Origin of the sequence: Bacillus cereus group sp. RP43 (genome assembly GCF_040459645.1) — a bacterium.
Taxonomy (GTDB): Bacteria; Bacillota; Bacilli; order Bacillales; family Bacillaceae_G; genus Bacillus_A; species Bacillus_A mycoides_C.
Genome location: NZ_JARVHQ010000001.1, coordinates 4,365,385 through 4,387,410, shown reverse-complemented (window position 1 = coordinate 4,387,410; position 22,026 = coordinate 4,365,385). Strand labels below are relative to the sequence as shown.

Here is a 22,026-nt window from a genome sequence, read left to right as displayed (position 1 = left end):
CAAATTAGCGTCTCTTTTCTATTATAATGATTGTTTTAAATTTACTTTTCCTTGTTCTCCTAAAACACCATCAGCAATATTTACAGCGTGATCACCGATACGCTCTAAGTTACTTACCATATCAACGAAGATGATACTTGCATCGCCTGAACAGCTACGTTCGTTTAGACGTATTACGTGACGTTTGCGAAGAACGCGTTCCATTTGGTCAATTTTACGTTCTTTCGCAATAACAGTTTGAGCTAGTTCAGTGTCAAAGTTTGTTAAAGCATTGATTGCATCTTGTAATGTTGAAATTGTTAATTCAAGCATTTCATTTAATTCAGTTAGTGCGTCGTCTGATAGTGAAACGCGGTTTGAAATTTGGAAATCTACAAGTTCTACAAGGTTTTCTACATGATCACCGACACGTTCAATATCTCCAACAACACCAGCTAAAACAGAATGCTTCTCAGAATCTGCTGATGAAAGTGGTTTTTCTGATAGTAAAACTAAATACTCGGTAATTTTTTTATCTAAATTGTTAATAGCTCCTTCTAATTGAGTAGCCATATTAGCGTGTTTTTTGTCTTGTGTATTTAAAAATTGGTTTGCTTCTTTTAATCCATCTAATGAAAACTCCGCCATACGGATAATCTCTTTTTGAGCTTCTGTTAAAGCAATAGCTGGAGATTGTTCAATAAAGATTGGATTTAAATGTTGTGGTTTGAAGTTAATAGATGCATCTTCACCACGAATAATTTTTGTTACAATCCAGGCTAATACTGCAATGAATGGGAACTGAATGATTGTATTCGTTACGTTAAATGTTCCATGTGCAAATGCAATTGTCATTTCTGGATTCAAGTTTAATGATGTTTGGAAATATTGAATTAAATTTGTAAATGGTATCAATATAATCGTAAAGATAATGGTACCGATAATATTAAAGATAACGTGAACTAATGCTGCACGTCTTGCTGCAATTGAAGTACCGATTGCTGCTAATACTGCTGTAATTGTCGTACCGATGTTATCACCGAATAATACAGGAAGGGCAGCTTGTAAATCGATTGCACCTTGACCGAATAATTCTTGTAAAATACCGATTGTTGCGCTTGAGCTTTGTACAATTAAAGTGAAGACTGTACCGACAATAATTCCTAAAATTGGATTATCACTCATGCTAATCATTAAATCTTGGAATGACTCTAATGAACGAAGAGGTTTCATACCTGCGCTCATTAATTCTAAACCGAAGAATAACATACCAAAACCGAATACAACTTGACCTACAGAATGTACTTTTTTATTTTTAAAGAAGAATAGTAAAATCGCTCCAACTGCCATAACTGGGAGAGCGTATTCTCCGATTTTAATTCCGATAATAAATGCAGTAACTGTCGTACCGATGTTCGCACCCATAATAACACCAATTGCTTGTCTTAATGTCATAAATCCGGCACTTACAAGTCCAACTGTTAAAGCGGTTGTTCCTGAACTTGATTGAATTAATACAGTAACTAACATACCTGCTAGTACACCCATAAGTGGGTTCGTTGTAAAACGATCTAAAATATCGCGAAGACGATCTCCAGCTGCTTGTTGCAGTCCATCGCCCATGTATTTAATCCCGAATAAGAAAATACCTAATCCACCAATGAACTGGAAGATCATTTCTTGAACATTATATTCCACGCATTCCACTCCTTAAATTTCATGTACGATGTAATTATTAACTGAACCTTGAGTCACTGTAAATGATTTATCAGTAAAATTTACACTAAATTTACAAAGGGGTGAAAAGTTTACAATTCTTTAAAGAAACAGCTGTATTTAATTGGCTTTATTCTTTTGTAAATAGTGTTTTTTGTAAAGAAGTCACACTTATTACATTATTTTCGGATAATAAAAATAGCGAGATAAATTAGGTGTGCTAAGTAAAGTTTCAATTTATTTATAATGGCTCTTTACATATTTTTTGATTGAAGTTAGAAAAATATGTAGGGGAAATGGGAGATTTGAAATGAATATAATAAATGGAAGTGAAAAACGATTGAATTATTTTAAACTGTCTTTTTTGAAGTGGTTGCAACAATAAAAAAAAGAGCAATTCGCATATGAATTTGCTCTGCTTTTTTATGTTAAAAACTTTCGGTGCTTTGCATTTTAACAATTATGCAAAATGTTTTTTCTTTATTTAGAATCGTCATTATGCTCCATAGTTATGACGACATTTCCCTTCTTATGTCCTTTTTCAACATATATGTGAGCTTCAATAATTTCTTCAAAAGTGTATTGCCTATCAATGACCACTTTTATTTTACCGTTCTCAACAAGTTCTTTAAGGAAATTTAATGCTTCGGAAGTTTCAGGTGCGTTTTGACTTAATATGAGTTTCATGCGACTTGTCAATTTAGTCCAGAGCATTTGAGCACTTGGTAACGGTTCAACGATATTTATATAGGTACCATCTTCCTTTAACATTTTAATACACTCTGAAAAGGAGCTCCTGTTTACCGCTTCAAAGATAACATCATAAGCTCCGTCTATAGTAGAAAAATCGCTTGCGGTGTAATCAATTACTTCGTCAGCTCCTAGGGACTTTACTAATTCTAAATTTGAGCTACTGCACACCCCTGTAACTTTTGCGCCGAAATACTTGGAAATTTGCACTGCATAACTTCCGACACTTCCAGAAGCTCCGTAAATAAGAATGTTTTGGCCGCTTCGAACGTTGGCTTTCTGTAGGAAAAATAAGGCTGTACGTGCCCCAATTGGAATGGCTGCGGATTCTTCATAGGTTATATTGGAGGGCTTCATGCATACTGGTCCATCTTCAGGTATACAAATGTACTCAGCATAAGAACCGAAATTTGCTTGGGTAGCAGCAAAAACTTGATCTCCTGCTTTAAAACGCGTAACGTCTTTTCCTACTGATTCAACTTCACCAGCCAATTCCATTCCAAGTATTTGTTTTTTCGGTTGTTTAAAGCCAAGTGCAATTCGAGCGGGTAGCCAAACCGAAGGGGGAACCGTAAAACTTCTTGAACGAATATCTCCTGCTGTTACGGTTGTCGCATTAATTTTTATTAGTATTTCATTGTCTTTAGGTGTAGGTTTTTCAACTTCTTTCAATTGAAGTACGTCGGGGGGACCATATTTTGTATACAATATTGCTTTCATTAATGTTTCCTCCAATTCGTTCTATATATTAATATCATACGAACAACATGAATAAATAGAACAGCGGTTCACCTTTCAATACAATGCAAAAAGCAGTGCGATTTTTTTGGAATCCACTGCTTTTTTGCATTTGTGTATATATAATTTTTTTAGTGTAAGTACTTTGAAATGGAGCGAGTTAACATTACCCAACGGCTTTTTCGTTTATTTTATCTTTCTGTTTTTGTTTCCGTAAGCTTGTAATGTAAATGAACAGGAAGGCAATAAGTAATAGAGAGGAATAACGATATACAGTTGCATAGTTGGTAAAGTGTGCAATGAATCCAAAAATAATCGCTCCAGCACCAATTCCAAGATCAAATGCTGAGAAGAATGTTGCTGTTGCTACTCCTCTCCGGTGCGATGCTACTCGGTCAATCATCCATGCTTGTAGTGCCGGTTGAATTGCTCCGAAACCACTGCCGTAGCACGCTGCGGCAATAATTAAGCTCGGAATTGTAGTTGTATATGACAGCAAAATAATACCTGTAAACGTAATAATAACTCCTGGAATGATGACGAATGTATGGCCTTTCGCATCATATAATCTTCCGGAAAACGGGCGGGTTACAGCGATTGCAAGTGCATTAAATAAAAAGAAGAGACTGATATCAGTAATCCCGACTTCTGTAGCAAATAATGTAATAAAGCTCCCGATTCCTCCGTACATTAATGTAATACATAATATTAATAATGAAGGAAGTAAAGCTTTACGCTCAATAAATCCATCGAGAAAGGTACCAGATGTTTGCTGTGGTGGTTGCGGCGATTTTTTGATTTGAAGTAGTTTCGTTAATACTAAGGAAACAATTGTACATGAAAGTGCACATAAAAAAAGAATCGTGAAGTTATATGTTTGCATAAGCCAAAGTCCGATCAGTGGACCGAGCGCCATGGCTATAGTTCCAGAAAGACCGAAATACCCCATGCCTTCACCGCGGCGAGCTTGCGGAATTAAATCTGAAACGACAGTACCGTATGTAGTCGTTGTAATACCAAAACCAGCTCCGTGTAAAATTCGAACGGCAAGCAATAGGAAAACGGTTGAAGCGAAAAGATAACTGCCCATAGCGAGTAAACAAATAGCAGTACCGATCATTAAAATGATTTTTTTGTTGAATTTTTGCAATGCATTTCCAGTTAGCGGTCTAACAAAAAGTGCAGCAACGGTAAACATACCGACAACAAATCCGATATTGGAACTTGTGCCACCAATTTCTTTCACATAAACAGGTAAAGTAGGAATTAACATTTGAAATCCTAAAAACATACATAAGTTTGCTAGAATTAGCGCAAAAAACTCTTTTGTCCATAACGGTTCTCGTTTTACGAGTATTGCCTCTCCCATATATTCATCCCCTATATAAAATTTTCCCGCTATTCGCGGGCAGTAAAACTCCCACATCAAAATCCGGCTGGAGCAAAGAAGTTAGGTGGAAGCCCTGCTGCCCGTAAACGCCCGATTGGTGAAGGCTAATAATCAGTGGGGGATGAACAAAACCCCACTGATTAAAGTTTCACTTTATCTCTTTTCTTTCGAGTATATGTATTGGTCAATGTAAGAGTCAAGGAAGGTGCCTTGAAAACGCATAACAATTTTCGAGGCGGAAAAACTGACAAATTTGTGTAAAGGCTACACAACTATGAAAAAAAGATGTAAAGTATAGATGTATAGACTAGTAGTTGTGATGAATGATAGAAATTGTTTTTTTTTAGAAAGCGGATTCAAAACGTAGTGGATGAGAAGGGGATATATGCTTTTTTCACTACATATATTTGAAAAGGTTTTCAATATGATGAAGAAAGAGGCGTGTACATATGAGACGATTAGGTATTTCTATTTATCCAGAACATTCGACAGTAGAGAAAGATAAAGAGTATTTAACATTAGCAAGTAAATACGGATTTACACGTGTATTCACATGCTTATTATCTGTAGATGGCGAAAAAGAGAAAATTATAGAAGAGTTTAAAGAAACAATTTCTCATGCGAATGCATTAGGGTTCCAAGTATTGGTTGATATTAGTCCGTCTGTTTTTGAACAACTAGGTATTTCTTATAATGATTTATCATTCTTCCATGAACTAGGTGCTTACGGTATTCGTTTAGATGTTGGTTTCTCAGGATTAGAAGAATCGATTATGACGTACAATCCGTACGGTTTGAAAATTGAGATTAATATGAGCAACGGTACGAAGTATGTAGATAATATTATGAGTCATAGACCAAATCGTGAAAATTTAATTGGCTGTCATAACTTCTATCCACACCGTTATTCAGGATTATCATATGATCATTTCATTAAATGCTCGAAACAATTTAAAGATTACGGTATGAGAACAGCTGCTTTTATTTCATCATTCGATGCAACATATGGGCCTTGGCCAGTAACAGAAGGATTATGTACGCTCGAGCAGCATCGTGAATTGCCAATGACAACACAAGCGAAGCATTTGTTTGCAACAGAATTAATTGATGATGTTATCATTGCGAATGCTTATGCTTCAGAAGAAGAATTAGAGGCGCTTGGTGAGTTAAATAAAGACAAGCAAACTTTTGATATAGAAATTTATGAAACAACAACAGAGTTAGAAAGAATTATTGTGTTAGACGAACCGCATTTTTATCGCGGAGATGTATCTGAATATATGATTCGTTCTACACAAAGTCGTGTGAAATATAAAAAAGAAGAGTTCAAACCTCATAATACGCGTGAAATTAAACGAGGCGATATCTTAATTGATAATGAACAATACGGTCAATATAAAGGTGAATTACAACTTGCCTTAAAAGATATGGTGAATACGGGGAAAACAAATGTAGTTGGCCGAGTTATAGAGGAAGAAATTTTCTTATTAGATTATTTACAAGCCTGGGATAAGTTTGGATTTACACTAAAGAAATAATTAATGTGGGCTTTTATGGGCAGCCTGACTCCCACCTAACTTCTTTGCTCCAGCCGGATTTCGAGGTGGGAGTTTTACTGCCCGCAAATAGTGGGATAAAGGGAAAAAACTACTGATTTTAGTGGCTTTTTCCCTTTTATATAAAGAGCGAGAGGAAGAGCTATGACAAAAGTGCATCAGCGATTAATTTCCATTTTAGAGGAGTTTTTAGAAGAGAAATCAATGTTGAATAGGGCCTTTCTAGCAAATCGGTTACATGTATCGACGAAGACGATTCAAAAAGATATAAAGTTATTAAATGATATATTGGAAGAACATGGGGCGAAAATCGAATCACAAAGAGGAAATGGGTACGAACTGGAAATTATGAAAACTAAGAAATTTGAAGATTTTTGCATGAGCTTATTTCAAAAACAAACGGAAAAAATTCCAACTTCTAATGAAGAAAGAGTAGCATATATTTTACAACGTATTTTAATGACAGATGGGTATGTGAAGCTTTCACAGATAGCGGAAGAGATTTATGTGAGTAAATCTACTGTAAACTTAATTATGAAGGATGTTACGGATATTTGTAGTCGCTATGAGTTACAAATTGAAAAAAGACCATATTATGGTATACGTATTGTGGGAGAAGAATTTAATATTCGTTCTTGTTTATCACAATATGGTTTACCGCGTTATGAACATACTCCATTTCATGAGAACTATGAGCAGACGGACACATATTTATCGTTACCCCATATTTCTCTCATCCGCTCAGTTATACTAAAGTATATCGAGGGAGGAACGATATATTTATCAGATATAGAAATTGATAATTTATCAATTCATATTGCGATTGCTTTAAAGAGATGCAGGGATGATCATTACATTCAAGCACTGCATGTAGAGGGATCTGAACTTATAATAAAGAAAGAATATAAAATTGCGAAACTGATTTTAGGGAATTTAGGGGAAGAGCTAAAACTTCAATTTCCAGAAGAAGAAATTTTATATGTGACGATGCATTTATTAAGTACAGCTGTTACAGCAAGAGAGCGTTTTGAAAATGTGGAAGAGCTATTAGGGAAAGACGTATATGCATTCATGCAACATATTCTTTTCAAAGTAGCGGAAGAACGGAATCTTACTTTTTATTATGATGAAGAATTATTATTTGGTTTTGGTGTTCATTTAAAAACGTTATTAAATCGTTTGAAGTATAAATTAAATACGAGAAATCCTCTTTTAGCAGAAGTGAAAAAAAATTATCCATATGCTTTTGAAATTGCAGTTCTCGTTGGAGATATAATTGGTGAATATACGGGTGAATCCATTCCAGAGAGTGAAATTGGTTATATTGCCATTCACTTTGGAGGGGCGATGAGCCGTTTACAAGAAAATAATCAAAAGAAAAGATGTTTATTAGTTTGTGCGACTGGTCAAGGGAGTGCACAGCTACTGAAATATAAAATTCTATCACAGTTCCGAGATAAATTAGAGATTGTAGGTATTACAGGCTATTATCAATTGAAGGTAGAAGAACTTTATAAGGATAAAATAGATTGTATTATTAGTACGATTCATATACCGAGTGGTTTGCCTGTGCCAGTTATAAAAGTAAATTCAATATTTGATGATAAAGAAATTAAATCGATTGGTCAGCAGTTATTTACGCATGTGAATAATAGTGTGCAGCAATATATTAAGGAAGATTTGATCTTCTTAAATCGTAGTGCTTCTACGAAAGAAGAGGTTATCCAGTTTTTATGTGAGAAAGCTGCTGCGAAAAGTTATGTACCTGCAAACTTTTATGCTTCTGTTATAGAAAGAGAACACACATCTCCTACAGCGGTTGGGAATTTAGTTGCGATTCCACATCCGATGCAGTTATTAAGTGAACAAACATTTTTGATGTTTTGTACGCTTGATAAAGCTATTGACTGGGGAGATAAGAAAGTACAAGTTATTATTTTATTTAGTGTGAAGCGCAATAATAATGAAGATTTACAAAAGCTTTATGATTTTTTATATGATATTATGTCTAGTCAGAATACGATAGAGAAATTAACTCAGGCTGAAGTAATTGAAGATTTCCAAGAGATATTATTATCTTTATAAGAAAAGTATATAAAAACTTCCGTTACATAACGGAAGTTTTTTATGTTTAATTGTATGCGTTTTCATAATAAGATAAAAATATAGAAAAAACATAGCTTGGAGGAATTTAAAATGACTGATATGCAAACTCCATTTGCGTTAATTTTACATGGTGGCAACGCTAGAAGCGCGGCACTTGAAGCGATTGCTTTTGCAAGAAAAGGAGATTTTCAGAATGCGAGTGAAAAGATGGAACTTGCTAGTGAGGAAATATCATCCGCTCATCGTATTCAAACGGATTTAATTCAAGAGGAAGCAAGAGGAAATCATGCAGAAATAAGTTTATTATTAGTGCATGCACAAGATCATTTAATGAATGCCATTACAGTGAAAGAACTTGCTGAGGAATTTATTACTCTTCATAAACGAGTGGAAGAGAAAGTGACAGTATAATATGTACATTTTATTATGTTGTGCAGCAGGCATGTCAACGAGTATGGTTGTAAGAAAAATGCAAGAAGAGGCAAAGAAACAAGGGAAGGATTATAAAATTAAGGCAGTTGATTCCGAACTTGTGAAGCTTGAAATTAAGGAAGCCGATGTCGTTTTAATCGGTCCGCAAGTGAAATATTTATTTCCGGCCGTAGAGTTTCTTGCAAATTCATATGATATACCAGTTGCTATTATAAACCAACGAGATTATGGCATGTGTGACGGTTTGAAAGTACTTAAGCAGGCAGAAGAATTAGTTTTAGCGTAATTATATTTTTTTAAACATAAACATTATAATGTTATAACTTTTAGCTATATTGAACAAAGGGAGGGCTATTGATGAATGGGTTTATGAGTTTTATGGAACAGAAGATTATGCCAACGACGCAAAAGATTGCGGGACAGCGACATTTATTAGCAATTCGAAACGGGGTTATTTCTACATTACCATTAACGATCGTCGGATCATTTTTCGTTATCTTTTTAAACTTACCAATTGATGCATATATGGAGTGGATTGCACCATTTCGCCATATTTTAGATATTCCATTCCGATTTACAGTAGGACTAATGGCATTATACGCAGCATTTGGAGTAGGGGCTTCGCTCGCGAATTTTTATCAGCTCAATCAATTAAGTGCAGGATTATTATCTGTACTCGCCTTTTTACTAGCATCAGTTGAACCAATTCAAATCACGAAAGCTGTGCCAGGTGTTATTGATGCGGGTAGATATATTTCAGTAGGAACATTAAGTGCAACGTCTTTATTCGGCGCAATTGTTACAGCATTAATTGCCGTAGAAATTTATCATTTCATGATTAAGCATAATATCTCGATTAAATTACCAGACAGTGTACCACCAGCAGTTGCAAACTCGTTTGCAGCATTAATTCCAACTTTAGTAGTTATTCTTTTATTCTGGGGTATTCGTTACGGTTTGAAATTTGATGTAAATACAACAATCACATATTTAATTGCACCATTAAAGTCAGTATTAGTAGGGAATAATTTATTCGGTGGTTTATTAACAGTATTCCTAATCGTATTCTTCTGGTCGTTCGGTATACATGGTCCAGCGATTTTAGGACCAATCATTCGTCCAATGTGGGATTCAGCAATTCTTGAAAATATGGAAGTGTTCACCGCTACAGGAAACGCACATCAGTTACCGAACTTATTTACAGAGCAATTTATTCAATGGTTCGTATGGATTGGTGGATCAGGCTCAACGTTAGCTTTAGTTATTATGTTTATGTTCTCTAAATCTAAGTTCCTAAAAGAATTAGGTAGATTATCATTCGTACCAGGTTTATTCAATATTAACGAACCAATTATTTTCGGGGCACCAATTGTAATGAACCCGATCTTAATTATTCCATTCGTTATTACACCGTTAGTTACAACGACAGTATCATATTTCGCAGTTGTTTCAGGTATGATTCCGCTCATGATGGCGAAACTGCCATTTACGATGTTGGCACCAATTGCAGCAATTATTAGTACGGACTGGACAATTATGGCCGGTGTACTTGTACTTGTTAACTTTGTTATCTCATTCGTTATTTACTATCCATTCTTCAAAATGTATGAGAAACAACAATTAGCAGGAGAGGAGAAGGCAGAATGCTCGGAGCAATTATCATCTTAATTACATTCGTAGTGGGGCAGTGCATTGCGCATTATTCAAAATGGGTACAAAGTAAATCGTTATTAGTTTTACTACTTGTGTCGATATTATTTATCGGGTGTTCAATGGGAGCTTATGTGGCATTTAGTTTACAATCACCATTCTTTATCATCGTACCAACGATTTTATGTGCAACATGTTTATCTGCAAAATATAGATTTACGAGTATGGCATTAATACAACGTGTGAAGGAGATGCAAAAGCATGGAGCGTAAATTAGGAATTTCACTTTATCCAGAGCATTCAACGAAAGAAAAAGATAGGGCATACATTTCCGCAGCGGCACGTCACGGTTTTTCAAGAATATTCACTTGTTTACTATCTGTTAATCGTCCAAAAGAGGAAATTGTAGCTGAATTTAAAGAAATTATTAATCACGCAAAAGATAACAATATGGAAGTTATTTTAGATGTAGCTCCAGCTGTATTCGATCAACTTGGTATTAGTTATAGTGATCTATCGTTCTTTGCAGAGTTAGGTGCGGATGGAATTCGTTTAGATGTAGGGTTTGACGGGTTAACAGAAGCGAAAATGACGAATAATCCATACGGCTTAAAAATTGAGCTAAATGTAAGTAACGATATTGCCTATTTAGAAAATATCCTTTCGCATCAAGCGAATAAATCAGCTTTAATTGGTTGTCATAATTTTTATCCGCAAAAATTCACTGGTCTTCCGTATGATTATTTCATTCGCTGTAGTGAACGTTTTAAAAAGCATGGTATTCGCAGTGCAGCCTTTATTACATCGCATGCAGCTGACATTGGTCCATGGGATATTAATGACGGATTATGTACGTTAGAAGAGCATCGTAATTTACCAATTGAAGTACAAGCGAAACATTTGTGGGCGACAGGGCTTATTGATGATGTTATTATCGGAAATGCTTATGCGAGCGAAGAAGAATTAGAGAAACTAGGAAACTTAAATCGTTACATGTTACAGCTGAAAGTACAATTCATAGAGGAAGCGACTGAAGTAGAGAAAAGAGCAACACTGCAAGAATTACACGTAAGACGCGGCGACATAACAGAATATATGGTACGTTCTACAGAAGTACGTAAAAAGTACAAAGATTATGACTTCCCAGTGCGCGAAAGTGTACTACAGGAAAGAGGGCAAGTTGTAATTGGTAACAACTTATTCGGAAAGTATAAAGGTGAACTACAAATCATTCTGAAAGAAATGCCGATAGATGAACGGAAAAATATTGTCGGTACAATTGCAGAAGAAGAGTTATTCTTACTAGATTATGTAGGAGCTTGGACACAGTTTACTTGTGTGGAATAGGGAAGGGCAGGAGAGGATGCTATGGCATCCTCTTTTTTCTGTTGAAATAGTAGTCTATCGTATATAGAATGCAAAGAGATATATTTAACTTGGACGGGGGAGAAGGAGAAAGAAAGAATGTAAGAATCATAAAAAAAGAGTTAGCCTCAATAATGAGACTAACTCCTTTTTTATAATTAGTTTAAAATTTTCACTGTAACTGTTTGGCGTCCCCAGTTACTTGATGTACCTTTATCTGGCATTAAAACATCAATTTTATTTCCTTTAATAGCTCCACCAGTATCACCAGCGATTGCTACTCCGTAACCTTCAACCCATACTTTTGAACCTAATGGAATGACACTTGGATCAACGGCAATTAGTTTCATGTTTGGATTAGCTGTTAAGTTATGACCCATAGCTGATTTTACTTGGTCTCCTGCTTTGTAACCATTTTCAAGTGGATCTGCTGTGTAAGCTGTTGCTACAACGCGTAACTCACGAGAAGAAGATTGTGTGTTTTTCTCAGTTTCTTTTGCAACAGGTTGTTGTGTAGCTGGTTTTTGAGCTTTAGCCGCTTCACGAGCTTTAGCTGCCTCTTGAGCCTTAGCTGCTTCACGAGCTTTAGCTGCCTCTTGAGCCTTAGCTGCTTCACGAGCTTCAGCTGCCTCTTGAGCTTTAGCCGCTGCTTGAGCTTCAGCTTCTGCCTGAGCTTTAGCTGCTTCACGAGCTTTAGCTGCTTCTTGAGCTTTAGCCGCTGCTTGAGCTTCAGCTTCTGCCTGAGCTTTAGCCTCTTCACGAGCCTTAGCTGCTTCTTGAGCTTTAGCCGCTGCTTGAGCTTCAGCTTCTGCCTGAGCTTTAGCTGCTTCTTGAGCTTTAGCCGCTTCACGAGCTTTAGCTGCTTCTTGAGCTTTAACTTCTGCCTGAGCTTCAGCTGCTTCACGAGCTTTAGTTGCTTCTTGAGCTTTAGCCTTTGCTTGAGTTTCAGCTAATTCCCCGGCTTTAACTGCTTCACGAACTTTAGCAGTATCTTGAACGTTAGTTACTTTTTCAGCTTTAACTACTGGCTGAACTTTAACTGGCGCTTTCCCTGTTAAGTAAGGAACGTGTACATAAGCTGTTTGACCGTTATATTCAAATTGAATCCAATCATTTTGTACTTGGTGTGTTGTTTCGATTACATCATCTTTTTTCAATTTACCAAGAATCGCTGAATCTGTATTCGCTCCAGCACGTACGTTTAATACGTTTGCTGTTACGTAGTAAGAATCTTTAGTGTAGTCAGCGCTTATGAAAGCTTCTTTACCACTATTTAATTTAACTTTTGACCATCCGTTTTCTGTATGTAAAACGTTAACTTTATATCCATCTAATAACTTTCCGACAACTTTTGATTCAGTAGTTGGGTTTTCTCGTACATTTAGTACATCAGTTGTTACAATCGTTTCTGCTTTAGCAGATGTTGTGAAAATCCCAAGACCAAAAACCGCTGCTGTTGCTATACCCATAAATTTTTTCATAATAGCCTCCATTGCATTTGTTTTTCGTTGACCTCATTATAGCAACCATTATTTTCTTATTTGCGGAAAACACAAAACTACAAAGCATTCGTAATGAGGCGTTAATACTCTGTAATAATTCCATTAATATCCTGATAACGTTTTCTTTGCGTTTTTTGGGGGATTAGAACATATGGTTCATAAAATCAACAGTATTTTAATTACTAATAGATTAACAATATATCAGAAATGTTACATTGGTGTTTCTGTAACGTTACGGAAAAGGGGTATTTAACTGTTTAAATCGCAATATAGTTATGAAAATATAATGTTTTTGTGTATGAAGTCATATATATAGGGTGAATTTTAATGAAATAGAGATATAATTGTTACAAAATAAGTTGTAGTATGGAAAAAATTACGCCTTGAATTTGTTCTTTTACATATTATTTTTGCAATAATAGGATTGCTTGATAGCTGTAAAGCGAAATGAAAGTTTAAATGATAAAAAGATATTCGTAACATGAAACACATATAATAGAAGAAACATGATTTAAAGGGACGATATCGTTATGAATTGGTTCACAAATAGCAGTAGAATTATCCCGCTATTTGTGGGCAGTAAAACTCCCACCTCAAAATTTGGCTGGAGCGAAGAAGTTAGGTGGGAGACTAACTGCCCGTAAACGCCCGATTGGTGAAGGCTAATACTCAGTGGGGGATGAACAAAACTCCCACTGAGTATAGTTTCACTTTATATAATAGAAGTTAGAGGTTCTTATTTTTGTCAAAACGTCGATAAAATTGCATTTGCCTTCAACAAAATAAAAAACGTAGGAGTGTAAACTCCTACGTTTTTATTTACTCATATCGTAAACATTCAATTGGATCAAGTTTTGCAGCTTTGTTAGCTGGTAGTAAACCGAATGCAATACCGATTAGCATTGAGATACCTACTGAAAGAAGTCCAAGTTCTTTTGAGATAACGAGTGGCCATCCGGCAAAGATTGAGACGATCCAAGCGAAGAATATACCGAGCATGAATCCGATGAAACCACCGAGTCCTGTTAAAATACAAGATTCAATTAAGAATTGCGTTAATACTTTACCGCGCGTTGCACCAAGTGCTTTACGAATACCAATCTCACGTGTACGTTCTGTTACAGATACAAGCATGATGTTCATTACACCGATACCACCAACAAGTAAAGAAATAGCAGCGATACCACCGAATACCATTTTCATCATACCGATTGATTCGTCTAATTGCTTCGTAAACTCACCCATATCTTGAGCTTCAAATTTATGCTCAAATTTAGGAGCTTTCATTTCGTTTAAAACAGAAGCAGCTTGTTTTTCTACACTTTTACGTTCTGCTGGCGAAGTTAATATTAATCTTACAGAGTCATACTCAGTTACTCCTGAGATTACAGGAGCGTTTTCAAGTGATGTATAACCTTCTGACATAGCCATTCCGAAATCATTTTTTGCTTCATACACACCGACTACTTTATATGGCTTTCCTTTTATATCAGTATATAAATTTGATTCCCAACCATTAAATAATTTGTTGAAAGCTTCTTCATTTAAAATAACAGCAGGGATTGCTTGCTTTAATTCACTATCATTTAATTCACGACCGTGAACTAATTTTATTTTCGCATCTGTCATGAAGGCACCTGTTCCACCTTTTAAATCAAGAGAGACATCTTTTGAACCAGAAGATGCTTTTACTTTCATACTTACATCTGGATAAACATCTTTAACGCCAGGAACAGTTTGAAGACGTTTTAACATATCAGCTGTAATTTTGGCACTATCAGTTCCGTAATCAGGGTTGTTGTAGTAAATCGTTACTTCAGTATCTTTTCCTTGGCCTAACTCTTTTTTAAACTTTGCATTTGTACCATCACCCATTGAAATGATAGTAATAATGGCACTAATACCGATAATAATACCTAACATCGTTAATATAGAACGCATTTTATGAGCAAAGATAGAGGAAAGGGCCATGCGTATATTTTCACTCGTGTTCAAAATTAACCTCTCCAATCTTGGACGATATTTCCGTCACGAATTACAATTTGACGTGCTGCAGCTTCCCCGATTTCACGGTCATGGGTAATCATAATGATTGTTGAGCCTTGTTTGTTTAATTCGTAAAAGAGGTCCATAATTTGTGTACTTGTTTTCGTATCAAGTGCACCCGTTGGTTCATCGGCTAAAATGAATTTCGGGTTATTTACGATTGCACGGGCAACGGCAACACGCTGCTTTTGTCCACCTGACAATTCGTTTGGTAAGTGAGTAGCACGATCAGCTAAACCTACTTTTGTTAAAGCAGCTAATGAGCGTTCGCGTCTTTCTTTTTTATCGACTCCAGCGTAAATAAGAGGTAGCTCTACATTTTGAAGTGCTGTAAGTCTCGGTAATAACATGAAGTTTTGGAATATGAACCCGATCTCTTTATTACGAACGTGTGCAAGTTCTGTCTCAGACATGTTTGAAATGTTTTGACCAGCTAGTTCGTACGTACCTGTCGTTGGTTTATCTAAGCAACCGATAATGTTCATTAATGTTGATTTACCAGAACCAGATGGTCCCATAATAGAAGTGAATTCTCCTTGGTTCAGTGTTACGTCAATTCCGTGTAATATTTGAACGGATTCTGCACCGTTTTGGAAGGATTTCGTGATGCTTTTTAAGTTAATCATTCAACGACAACCTCCATACCATCTTTTAAGTCTTTTTCAGGTTTAGAGATAATTTGCTCTCCTTTTTTCACTCCAGAAACTTTTGCTTCGCTATCTGTCTCGAACTCAACAGTAACAGCTTGTTCTTTCGCTTTTCCATCTTTTACAACGAAGACAACATTTTTGTCACCTTTTTTCACGATGCTGCTTTTTGGAACGATTGTACCAGTGGCTTCGCCAGATTTACTTGTTACGTATACGTGGAAGCCGTTTTGTAGTTCTTCACTATTATCTAATGTGACAGTGAATTGATAATTAGAAACAGTTTTATTTTCGTCCATGCTCTTTAATGGTGTAGAGCCGATTTCTGTTACTTTTCCTGTCCAAGTCTTACCAGCGACAGTTTTTGATGAAACAGTTACTTCTTGCCCAACTTTCATACTAGCAAGCTCATATTCAGAAAGTTGACCTTTTACTTTAAATGGACCAGCGTGACGAAGTGTAATGCCGCTCATACCTGTTTTCTCATCAGCAGTTTTCACGATGTCATCAATTACGCCATCAGTAGGACTCGTTACAGAAAGTGTGTTTAACTTTTCTTTTGCTGCTTTAATCATTTCATCAGCTTTTTCTACTTCAAATTTTTTCATTTCAAGTTGAGATTCTAATTGTTGCACTTCAATTTCTGATGCTTTTAATGCTTCTTGAGGAAGGCCTGCATTTTTATCTTTTTGTAATTTTTGCTTCGCTGCATCAATTTGTTTTTGATACAATGTCACTTCTTTTTGTGCGATTTTCTTTTGCATTTCTGCTTCCGTTACACCTTGTTTAGCAGTAGGGTCATTATATTTAAATAGAAGCTGACCTTTTTTCACTTCATCACCTTTTTTAACAGCTAATTCATACGTACCTTTTGTTGGATCGAATGAAATTGTTTCAATTCCATTTGGAATAACTTCGCCGCCAAATTTTTGTGCATTTTCAATTTGTTTTTCGGTAACTTTATAACCGCCATATGCCATTGCTACTTCTGAACTACCGCCAGCAAAAGCAAAATATGATCCAGCTGCAATTCCGATTGCTACTACACTAGTAATTAACACTTTATTTTTCTTCTTCATCTATTTATCACCTTTTCGTTCGTTTTAGTATCTACATTAAGTATAGAAGAGGTGAAGAATATGACAAATCGTTTTAGCTTACAATAACCTTACAGTTTTGTAAGGTATGGATATGTAAATGTAATTTTGAGTTTGTACTAGTGAAACTTATACTTTAAGCAAATGAATTGACTCGTTGTTTCTTTCTTACAATAATATTGTATGAAGGAGAGGAGGAAGGAAGATGGAAGCTTATTTTAGTGCATATCCATCAAAACCATTTATTCCATACTCAAGACAACATGCCATTATATTATTTATTATGTTGGTGGGGATAGTTTTTCTGTATCAATACCAAGATGTATTACGTCAAAGTGAGTGGAATATAACGGTTCGATATGCGATTGCATTTCTATTTATAGGGAGTGAGATTGGGCTTCATATGTGGGAATGGGAAGTGGGTATTTTTGAGCTAGGCACTTCATTACCATTTGAGTTATGTACGATAAGTTTGTTGTTAGCGTCGATTATGATTGTAACGAAAAGTTATCGAATATATGAGATTGTGTTTTTTACAGGAATTATTGGTGCGTCACAAGCCATTTTAACGCCAAACGTGCAATATGCTTTTCCGCATTTTCGTTTCATTGAGTTTTTTATCGCACATATATTGCTCATTTGGGCACCGCTCTTTATGACTTGGGTGGAAGGATATCGTCCAACATTACAATCTATTAAGCGCACGATGATATTTTTAAACATTTTAATTCCTATCGTTTCGTTTGTGAATTACAAAACGGGTGGTAATTATATGTTTTTAGCTCATAAGCCAGAAACAGCTTCATTACTCGATATGTTAGGGCCGCATCCTTACTATATTATTTCATTAGAAATTGCAGCGCTTATGGGATGTTTTATTTTGTATATGCCGTTTGCGAAAAGAGAAGGGCATGCGCATAAAGAATCACTAGGATCATAACCTAGTGATTTTTTTGTTTTATAAATATTTACAATTCAGAAAATTAAGAATAAAATTAGAGGGTAAATTATATATAGAGAGAAGGGAAAACGTGGTCAAAAAAGTTTTTCTGAATGGGATGGAAGTGACGATTCAATTTATTATTTCGATTTTGGGTATTATTTGTTTAGGGGCACTGCCGAAATTATTTTATGGGTTTGAGCTGAATGCATCAAAGTACATAAAGAGTTTAAAAGAAGTGTTTGTGAACTTAATGGATATCTCCAATTTGCAATATATGAGAGATAAATTTTTATTTCCGCAGTTGTTCATCCATTATAAAGAAACGATTGTTATTTTTTTAGCTGCTTTTTTTATTTCATTATTTGTAGCATTTTGTATTGTTTATGTGATTATGAGTAGTTCACCGCGTATACAACATCGAATTAAATCATTTCTCATCTTCCTAGAATCCATTCCAGACATTCTTCTTATTTTAGGCTCACAAATTTTAGTTATATGGTTTTTTAAACAAACAGGTTTTTTACCTTTTCAAATTGCGTCAATCGGAGGCGAGTCGATTAGAGGATTGCCAATATTTTGTTTGACTATACCGACTACGATTATGTTTGTAAAAATGTTAGTGCTTCGTTTTGAAAATGAGTTAGAAAAAGATTATGTACTATTTGCTAAGGCGAAAGGACTGAATCGCTTTCATATTTTAAATCGTCATATTTTACGAAATGTGTTACTTAGTACACTTTTCTTTGCGAAAACGAATATCTTTTTTATGTTATCCAATTTATATATTATAGAATGGATTTTTAATACGGGTGGTATTTTTATGTTTTTGAAATCTTATGAGGGTATTAGGGTTGAGGTTTTCATCGTTAGTGTACTGCTTATTTATATTCCGATTTTTATTTTATTCAAATTGTTTCATTATCTCATTCCAGCTGCGATGAAGGAGAGATTATAATATGTGGACGTATATAAAACGCGATAAAAGATTTTGGATAAGCATTGGGTTTCTTCTCATATTAGTTCTTTTGAGCATCGGAAATACGATATGGAATGGTGGGCACATTAGACAAGTTACACTGCAATATGACGCGGCTGGAAATCCAGAAGTACCACCGTTTTCACCTTCATTACAATTTTTACTCGGGACAGACCGGAAAGGATATGACCTGTTACATTTAGTCATTGAAGGCGCGAAGTGGACGATTGGTATATCTATTTTAATTGCGGCACTTAGAATGGTAATAGGTGTATTTTTTGGTGTTGTACTCGGAACGTACATAAAAAGAGGGTTTTCAAAAATTGAGGCTTTTTTTGATAGTTTTACAGTTATTCCAACAGTTATGATTGCGTATTTCTTTCTCCAATCTGTGAATACCTTTGGAAGTGGAGAGGAAACAACAACTTTTTTTGAAAGGGCTTCGTTTCAAGTTGTATTACTTGTAATGCTTGTGATGCCAGTTATTGCACTGTATGTTGCGAAGGAAGTTCGTAAATTGAGAACCGAAGAATTCATTGAGGCTGCGTGTATATTAGGTGGATCAAGAAGACACATTGTTATAAAGCATCTTTTTCCGCATCTCTATATGACGTTTATACTTGTATTTCTTCAGCAATTTACGCAGACTCTTACTATTTTACTCCACTTAGGGTTACTGGAAGTATTCTTTGGCGGAACTGTTAAGTTTTTAGGACCGGTAGAAGAAATAGACTCTTACACGCATGAATGGTCAGGTTTAATTGGAGTATACTTTAGATCTTTAACAGTGCATCCATGGATTCCTCTCGTCCCAATTACATTTTTCGGACTTACTATTTTTTCAGGAAATATGATTGTAAAAAGCATAGAAGAAGCGATGATGAAAGTAAGGTTAGGCGGAGTGATAAAGAAGACAGATGTAGAAAAGGAACAACCTGCTGTGCAGTCAAAAGAAGAATTATTTACTTTTAAACATACGATTTGAAAATAAAGAAGAAGCAAGCATAATCAATGCTTACTTCTTCTTTATTTTGTAGAAACTTCACCTTCAGCTGCTGTTTGAGGAATAAAGTATCCGATTATACCACCAATTATTGCTGGAACGATCCAGCCGATTCCTAAGTTATAAAAAGGAATTGTGTGTACGATATTAGCGATAAAACTTGGTATCATTCCCACATTATCAAGTGCATGAATACAGCTAATAATGAATGCTGCAATCATCGCTCCGATATAGACAGAAGGTTTACGTTTCGTATATTTATCGATAAATGATACGAAAATTAAAATGATTGTAATTGGGTACAAAATGATTAATACGGGTAATGTAATTTTGATTAATAAACTTAATCCTAAGTTTGAAATAACGAAGCTAAAGATACAAACGTATAGTACAAGCTTCTTATATGAAATATTTGTTAGTACTGTTGTGAAATAGTTGGCGAATGCACTTACAACACCGATTGCAGTCGTTAAACAAGCAAAGATAATTGCGATACTTAATAAAACATTACCGCTTGTCCCAAAGAATTGATACATAACAGTTGCTAATAGCTGACCGCCATTTTCGAATTGTCCTAAGTTTCCGTTTGAAGCGCCAATATAACCGAGTAAGAAATAAACAATTGTTAAGAAAAGGGCAGCAATGCTTCCGCAAATAATTGTATATTTTGCAATGGATTTCTTATCGTGTATACCGTTTTGACGAATTGCATTTACAACAATTGTTGATAATACGAGAGCTCCGATTGCATCTAATGTTAAAAAGCCTTCGAGAAATCCTTTGAAAAATGGAATTTCTTTATAGTCACCGATAGGTTCTGCGAATGATCCTGGTGAAAGAATTGCTTTTGTTGCCATAATTGCAATAATTCCAAGTAAAATTGGCGTTAATATTTTTCCGATATGATCTACTAATTTGGATGGATTTAATGATAAGAAGTAGACGACTGTAAAGAAAATAGCACTAAAGACTAACATAGAATACCATTGGTCCGGGAAGAGTGGTGCGATTCCAATTTCGTAAGACACAGTTCCAGTTCGTGGAATAACAAATAGTGGGCCGATTGAAAGATAAATAATGATAGCGAATACTGCTGCGAATTTTGGGTGAACACGGCTCGCTAAAGTATTAAAACTACCACCAGCAAGGGCAACAGCGATGATAGCTAGTAAAGATAAACCGACATCTGTAATAATAAATCCTGTAATGGAAACCCACATATTTTCTCCGGAAGAAAGACCGAGAAGAGGCGGGAAAATCATATTACCAGCACCGAAGAAAACTGCGAATAGTAATAAACTAATCGAAAGTATTTGCGCTGGTTTTAAAGTTGTACGCATATAAAGAAAAGCCTCCTAATGAGCGTTTTTTTGTCGAAAATTCAAATAATTTGTCGATTAACTGTTATTATTTTAAAGGTCTGATGACTAGAAAGCAAGAGGGAATTTTAAAAATATTTTAAAATAATGCGTAAAATTGAATAAATATACTATTTATATGTTAATGCAGGAAGAAATTCACTTTTAACGTAAAAAAACACATATCGCTAGGATACGTGTGTTAAAAATAAATTTGCCTATCACGTTCTTCTTTTAAAATTTCTACAGCTTCTCGGAAACGTTGAGAATGGACGATTTCTCGTTCGCGTAAAAAGCGTAAGCTATCATTTATATCGGGATCGTCTGATAAATCAATTAGCCATTGATAAGTCGCTCGTGCTTTTTCTTCAGCTGCAATATCCTCGTATAAATCTGCGATAGGATCTCCTTTCGCTTGAATGTAAGTGGCAGTAAAAGGAACACCACCTGCATTATGGTAAAACAAGGCGCTGTCATGATTCGCATAATGCGCGTCTAATCCGGCAGCTTTCATTTGTTCAGGTGTTGCATCTTTTGTTAATTTATAAATCATTGTAGCAATCATTTCTAAATGTGCGAACTCTTCTGTACCAATATCGGTTAGTAAGCCAACGACTTTATCAGGAATTGTATAACGTTGATTTAAGTAGCGAAGAGCAGCGGCTAATTCACCGTCCGCACCACCGTACTGTTCAACTAATAATTTTGCGAGTGCTGGATTACAAGTACTCACTTTAACAGGATATTGTAATTTTTTTTCATAAATCCACAT

The 22,026-nt window shown here is 35.4% G+C and carries 18 protein-coding genes and 1 pseudogene; 10 read left to right on the top strand and 9 right to left on the bottom strand.

What is annotated here, in order from left to right:
- Positions 1–21 precede the first annotated feature (21 nt).
- The 3 genes from QCI75_RS22820 to QCI75_RS22810 form a co-directional block, all read right to left on the bottom strand.
- Positions 22–1,677 (bottom strand): Na/Pi cotransporter family protein, encoded by a 1,656-nt coding sequence (locus tag QCI75_RS22820; RefSeq protein ID WP_353761244.1) that lies wholly within the window; start codon positions 1,675–1,677, stop codon positions 22–24.
- A gap of 498 nt (positions 1,678–2,175) precedes the next feature.
- Complete coding sequence (locus QCI75_RS22815; RefSeq protein WP_353761243.1) at positions 2,176–3,165, bottom strand: NAD(P)-dependent alcohol dehydrogenase; 990 nt, start codon at positions 3,163–3,165, stop codon at positions 2,176–2,178.
- A 184-nt stretch (positions 3,166–3,349) separates the two neighbouring features.
- Positions 3,350–4,552 carry an MFS transporter gene (locus tag QCI75_RS22810; RefSeq protein WP_353761241.1) on the bottom strand — a complete coding sequence of 401 codons (1,203 nt, stop codon included), beginning with the start codon at positions 4,550–4,552 and terminating at the stop codon, positions 3,350–3,352.
- A 470-nt stretch (positions 4,553–5,022) separates the two neighbouring features.
- Here QCI75_RS22810 and QCI75_RS22805 point away from each other — a divergent pair, with 470 nt between their 5' ends.
- The 7 genes from QCI75_RS22805 (at position 5,023) to QCI75_RS22775 (ending at position 11,664) form a co-directional block, all read left to right on the top strand.
- Complete coding sequence (locus tag QCI75_RS22805) at positions 5,023–6,111, top strand: DUF871 domain-containing protein (RefSeq protein ID WP_353761239.1); 1,089 nt, start codon at positions 5,023–5,025, stop codon at positions 6,109–6,111.
- 162 nt (positions 6,112–6,273) lie between these two features.
- Positions 6,274–8,214 (top strand): BglG family transcription antiterminator, encoded by a 1,941-nt coding sequence (locus QCI75_RS22800; RefSeq protein WP_353761238.1) that lies wholly within the window; start codon positions 6,274–6,276, stop codon positions 8,212–8,214.
- Positions 8,215–8,325: 111 nt separating this feature from the next.
- Positions 8,326–8,646, top strand: a complete 321-nt coding sequence (locus QCI75_RS22795) for a PTS lactose/cellobiose transporter subunit IIA (RefSeq protein ID WP_353761236.1) — start codon at positions 8,326–8,328, stop codon at positions 8,644–8,646.
- Position 8,647: 1 nt separating this feature from the next.
- On the top strand, positions 8,648–8,953 hold the full coding sequence (locus QCI75_RS22790) for a PTS sugar transporter subunit IIB (RefSeq protein ID WP_016128753.1): 306 nt from the start codon (positions 8,648–8,650) through the stop codon (positions 8,951–8,953).
- Between the two features lie 71 nt (positions 8,954–9,024).
- Positions 9,025–10,335, top strand: coding sequence for a PTS sugar transporter subunit IIC (locus QCI75_RS22785; RefSeq protein ID WP_002159182.1), 1,311 nt, complete (start codon positions 9,025–9,027; stop codon positions 10,333–10,335).
- A complete protein-coding gene (locus QCI75_RS22780; protein ID WP_144508364.1) occupies positions 10,311–10,589 on the top strand; it encodes a hypothetical protein in 279 nt (92 codons plus the stop codon). Before QCI75_RS22785 ends, QCI75_RS22780 begins: the two co-directional genes overlap by 25 nt.
- The gene (locus tag QCI75_RS22775) at positions 10,579–11,664 is read left to right on the top strand and encodes a DUF871 domain-containing protein (RefSeq protein WP_353761235.1); all 1,086 of its coding nucleotides are present in this window, start codon (positions 10,579–10,581) and stop codon (positions 11,662–11,664) included. Before QCI75_RS22780 ends, QCI75_RS22775 begins: the two co-directional genes overlap by 11 nt.
- A 176-nt stretch (positions 11,665–11,840) precedes the next feature.
- Here QCI75_RS22775 and entC read toward each other — a convergent pair.
- The 4 genes and pseudogenes from entC to QCI75_RS22755 form a co-directional block, all read right to left on the bottom strand.
- Positions 11,841–13,287 (bottom strand): annotated as a pseudogene (gene entC / locus QCI75_RS22770) (cell wall-binding protein EntC).
- Positions 13,288–14,003: 716 nt separating this feature from the next.
- Entirely contained in the window at positions 14,004–15,155 is a 1,152-nt protein-coding gene (locus QCI75_RS22765; RefSeq protein ID WP_002063918.1) for an ABC transporter permease, read from the bottom strand.
- Positions 15,156–15,181: 26 nt separating this feature from the next.
- Positions 15,182–15,856, bottom strand: coding sequence for an ABC transporter ATP-binding protein (locus QCI75_RS22760; RefSeq protein WP_002159177.1), 675 nt, complete (start codon positions 15,854–15,856; stop codon positions 15,182–15,184).
- Positions 15,853–16,956: an efflux RND transporter periplasmic adaptor subunit gene (locus QCI75_RS22755; RefSeq protein WP_144508366.1), complete on the bottom strand. Its 1,104-nt coding sequence runs from the start codon at positions 16,954–16,956 to the stop codon at positions 15,853–15,855. The genes QCI75_RS22760 and QCI75_RS22755 overlap by 4 nt, the downstream gene beginning before the upstream one ends.
- Positions 16,957–17,179: 223 nt before the next feature.
- Between QCI75_RS22755 and QCI75_RS22750 the strand changes: the two genes are divergently transcribed.
- The 3 genes from QCI75_RS22750 (at position 17,180) to QCI75_RS22740 (ending at position 19,878) form a co-directional block, all read left to right on the top strand.
- Complete coding sequence (locus QCI75_RS22750) at positions 17,180–17,914, top strand: YwaF family protein (protein ID WP_353761234.1); 735 nt, start codon at positions 17,180–17,182, stop codon at positions 17,912–17,914.
- 91 nt (positions 17,915–18,005) lie between these two features.
- Positions 18,006–18,872 carry an ABC transporter permease subunit gene (locus QCI75_RS22745; protein WP_353761233.1) on the top strand — a complete coding sequence of 289 codons (867 nt, stop codon included), beginning with the start codon at positions 18,006–18,008 and terminating at the stop codon, positions 18,870–18,872.
- 1 nt (position 18,873) lies between these two features.
- The gene (locus tag QCI75_RS22740; RefSeq protein WP_002125431.1) at positions 18,874–19,878 is read left to right on the top strand and encodes an ABC transporter permease; all 1,005 of its coding nucleotides are present in this window, start codon (positions 18,874–18,876) and stop codon (positions 19,876–19,878) included.
- 41 nt (positions 19,879–19,919) lie between these two features.
- Here the strand turns inward: QCI75_RS22740 and brnQ2 are convergent, their stop codons facing one another.
- Complete coding sequence (gene brnQ2, locus QCI75_RS22735) at positions 19,920–21,236, bottom strand: branched-chain amino acid transport system II carrier protein BrnQ2 (RefSeq protein WP_353761232.1); 1,317 nt, start codon at positions 21,234–21,236, stop codon at positions 19,920–19,922.
- A gap of 220 nt (positions 21,237–21,456) precedes the next feature.
- The gene (gene cotJC / locus QCI75_RS22730) at positions 21,457–22,026 is read right to left on the bottom strand and encodes a spore coat protein CotJC (protein ID WP_002010774.1); all 570 of its coding nucleotides are present in this window, start codon (positions 22,024–22,026) and stop codon (positions 21,457–21,459) included.

What these genes read in the sequence shown, in the direction of transcription:
- QCI75_RS22815 (WP_353761243.1), bottom strand. Translation starts at nt 3,165, where the DNA reads ATGAAAGCAATATTGTATACAAAATATGGTCCCCCCGACGTACTTCAA.
- QCI75_RS22810 (WP_353761241.1), bottom strand. Translation starts at nt 4,552, where the DNA reads ATGGGAGAGGCAATACTCGTAAAACGAGAACCGTTATGGACAAAAGAG.
- QCI75_RS22805 (WP_353761239.1), top strand. Translation starts at nt 5,023, where the DNA reads ATGAGACGATTAGGTATTTCTATTTATCCAGAACATTCGACAGTAGAG.
- QCI75_RS22800 (WP_353761238.1), top strand. Translation starts at nt 6,274, where the DNA reads ATGACAAAAGTGCATCAGCGATTAATTTCCATTTTAGAGGAGTTTTTA.
- QCI75_RS22795 (WP_353761236.1), top strand. Translation starts at nt 8,326, where the DNA reads ATGACTGATATGCAAACTCCATTTGCGTTAATTTTACATGGTGGCAAC.
- QCI75_RS22790 (WP_016128753.1), top strand. Translation starts at nt 8,648, where the DNA reads ATGTACATTTTATTATGTTGTGCAGCAGGCATGTCAACGAGTATGGTT.
- QCI75_RS22785 (WP_002159182.1), top strand. Translation starts at nt 9,025, where the DNA reads ATGAATGGGTTTATGAGTTTTATGGAACAGAAGATTATGCCAACGACG.
- QCI75_RS22780 (WP_144508364.1), top strand. Translation starts at nt 10,311, where the DNA reads ATGCTCGGAGCAATTATCATCTTAATTACATTCGTAGTGGGGCAGTGC.
- QCI75_RS22775 (WP_353761235.1), top strand. Translation starts at nt 10,579, where the DNA reads ATGGAGCGTAAATTAGGAATTTCACTTTATCCAGAGCATTCAACGAAA.
- QCI75_RS22765 (WP_002063918.1), bottom strand. Translation starts at nt 15,155, where the DNA reads ATGGCCCTTTCCTCTATCTTTGCTCATAAAATGCGTTCTATATTAACG.
- QCI75_RS22760 (WP_002159177.1), bottom strand. Translation starts at nt 15,856, where the DNA reads ATGATTAACTTAAAAAGCATCACGAAATCCTTCCAAAACGGTGCAGAA.
- QCI75_RS22755 (WP_144508366.1), bottom strand. Translation starts at nt 16,956, where the DNA reads ATGAAGAAGAAAAATAAAGTGTTAATTACTAGTGTAGTAGCAATCGGA.
- QCI75_RS22750 (WP_353761234.1), top strand. Translation starts at nt 17,180, where the DNA reads ATGGAAGCTTATTTTAGTGCATATCCATCAAAACCATTTATTCCATAC.
- QCI75_RS22740 (WP_002125431.1), top strand. Translation starts at nt 18,874, where the DNA reads ATGTGGACGTATATAAAACGCGATAAAAGATTTTGGATAAGCATTGGG.
- brnQ2 (WP_353761232.1), bottom strand. Translation starts at nt 21,236, where the DNA reads ATGCGTACAACTTTAAAACCAGCGCAAATACTTTCGATTAGTTTATTA.
- cotJC (WP_002010774.1), bottom strand. Translation starts at nt 22,026, where the DNA reads ATGTGGATTTATGAAAAAAAATTACAATATCCTGTTAAAGTGAGTACT.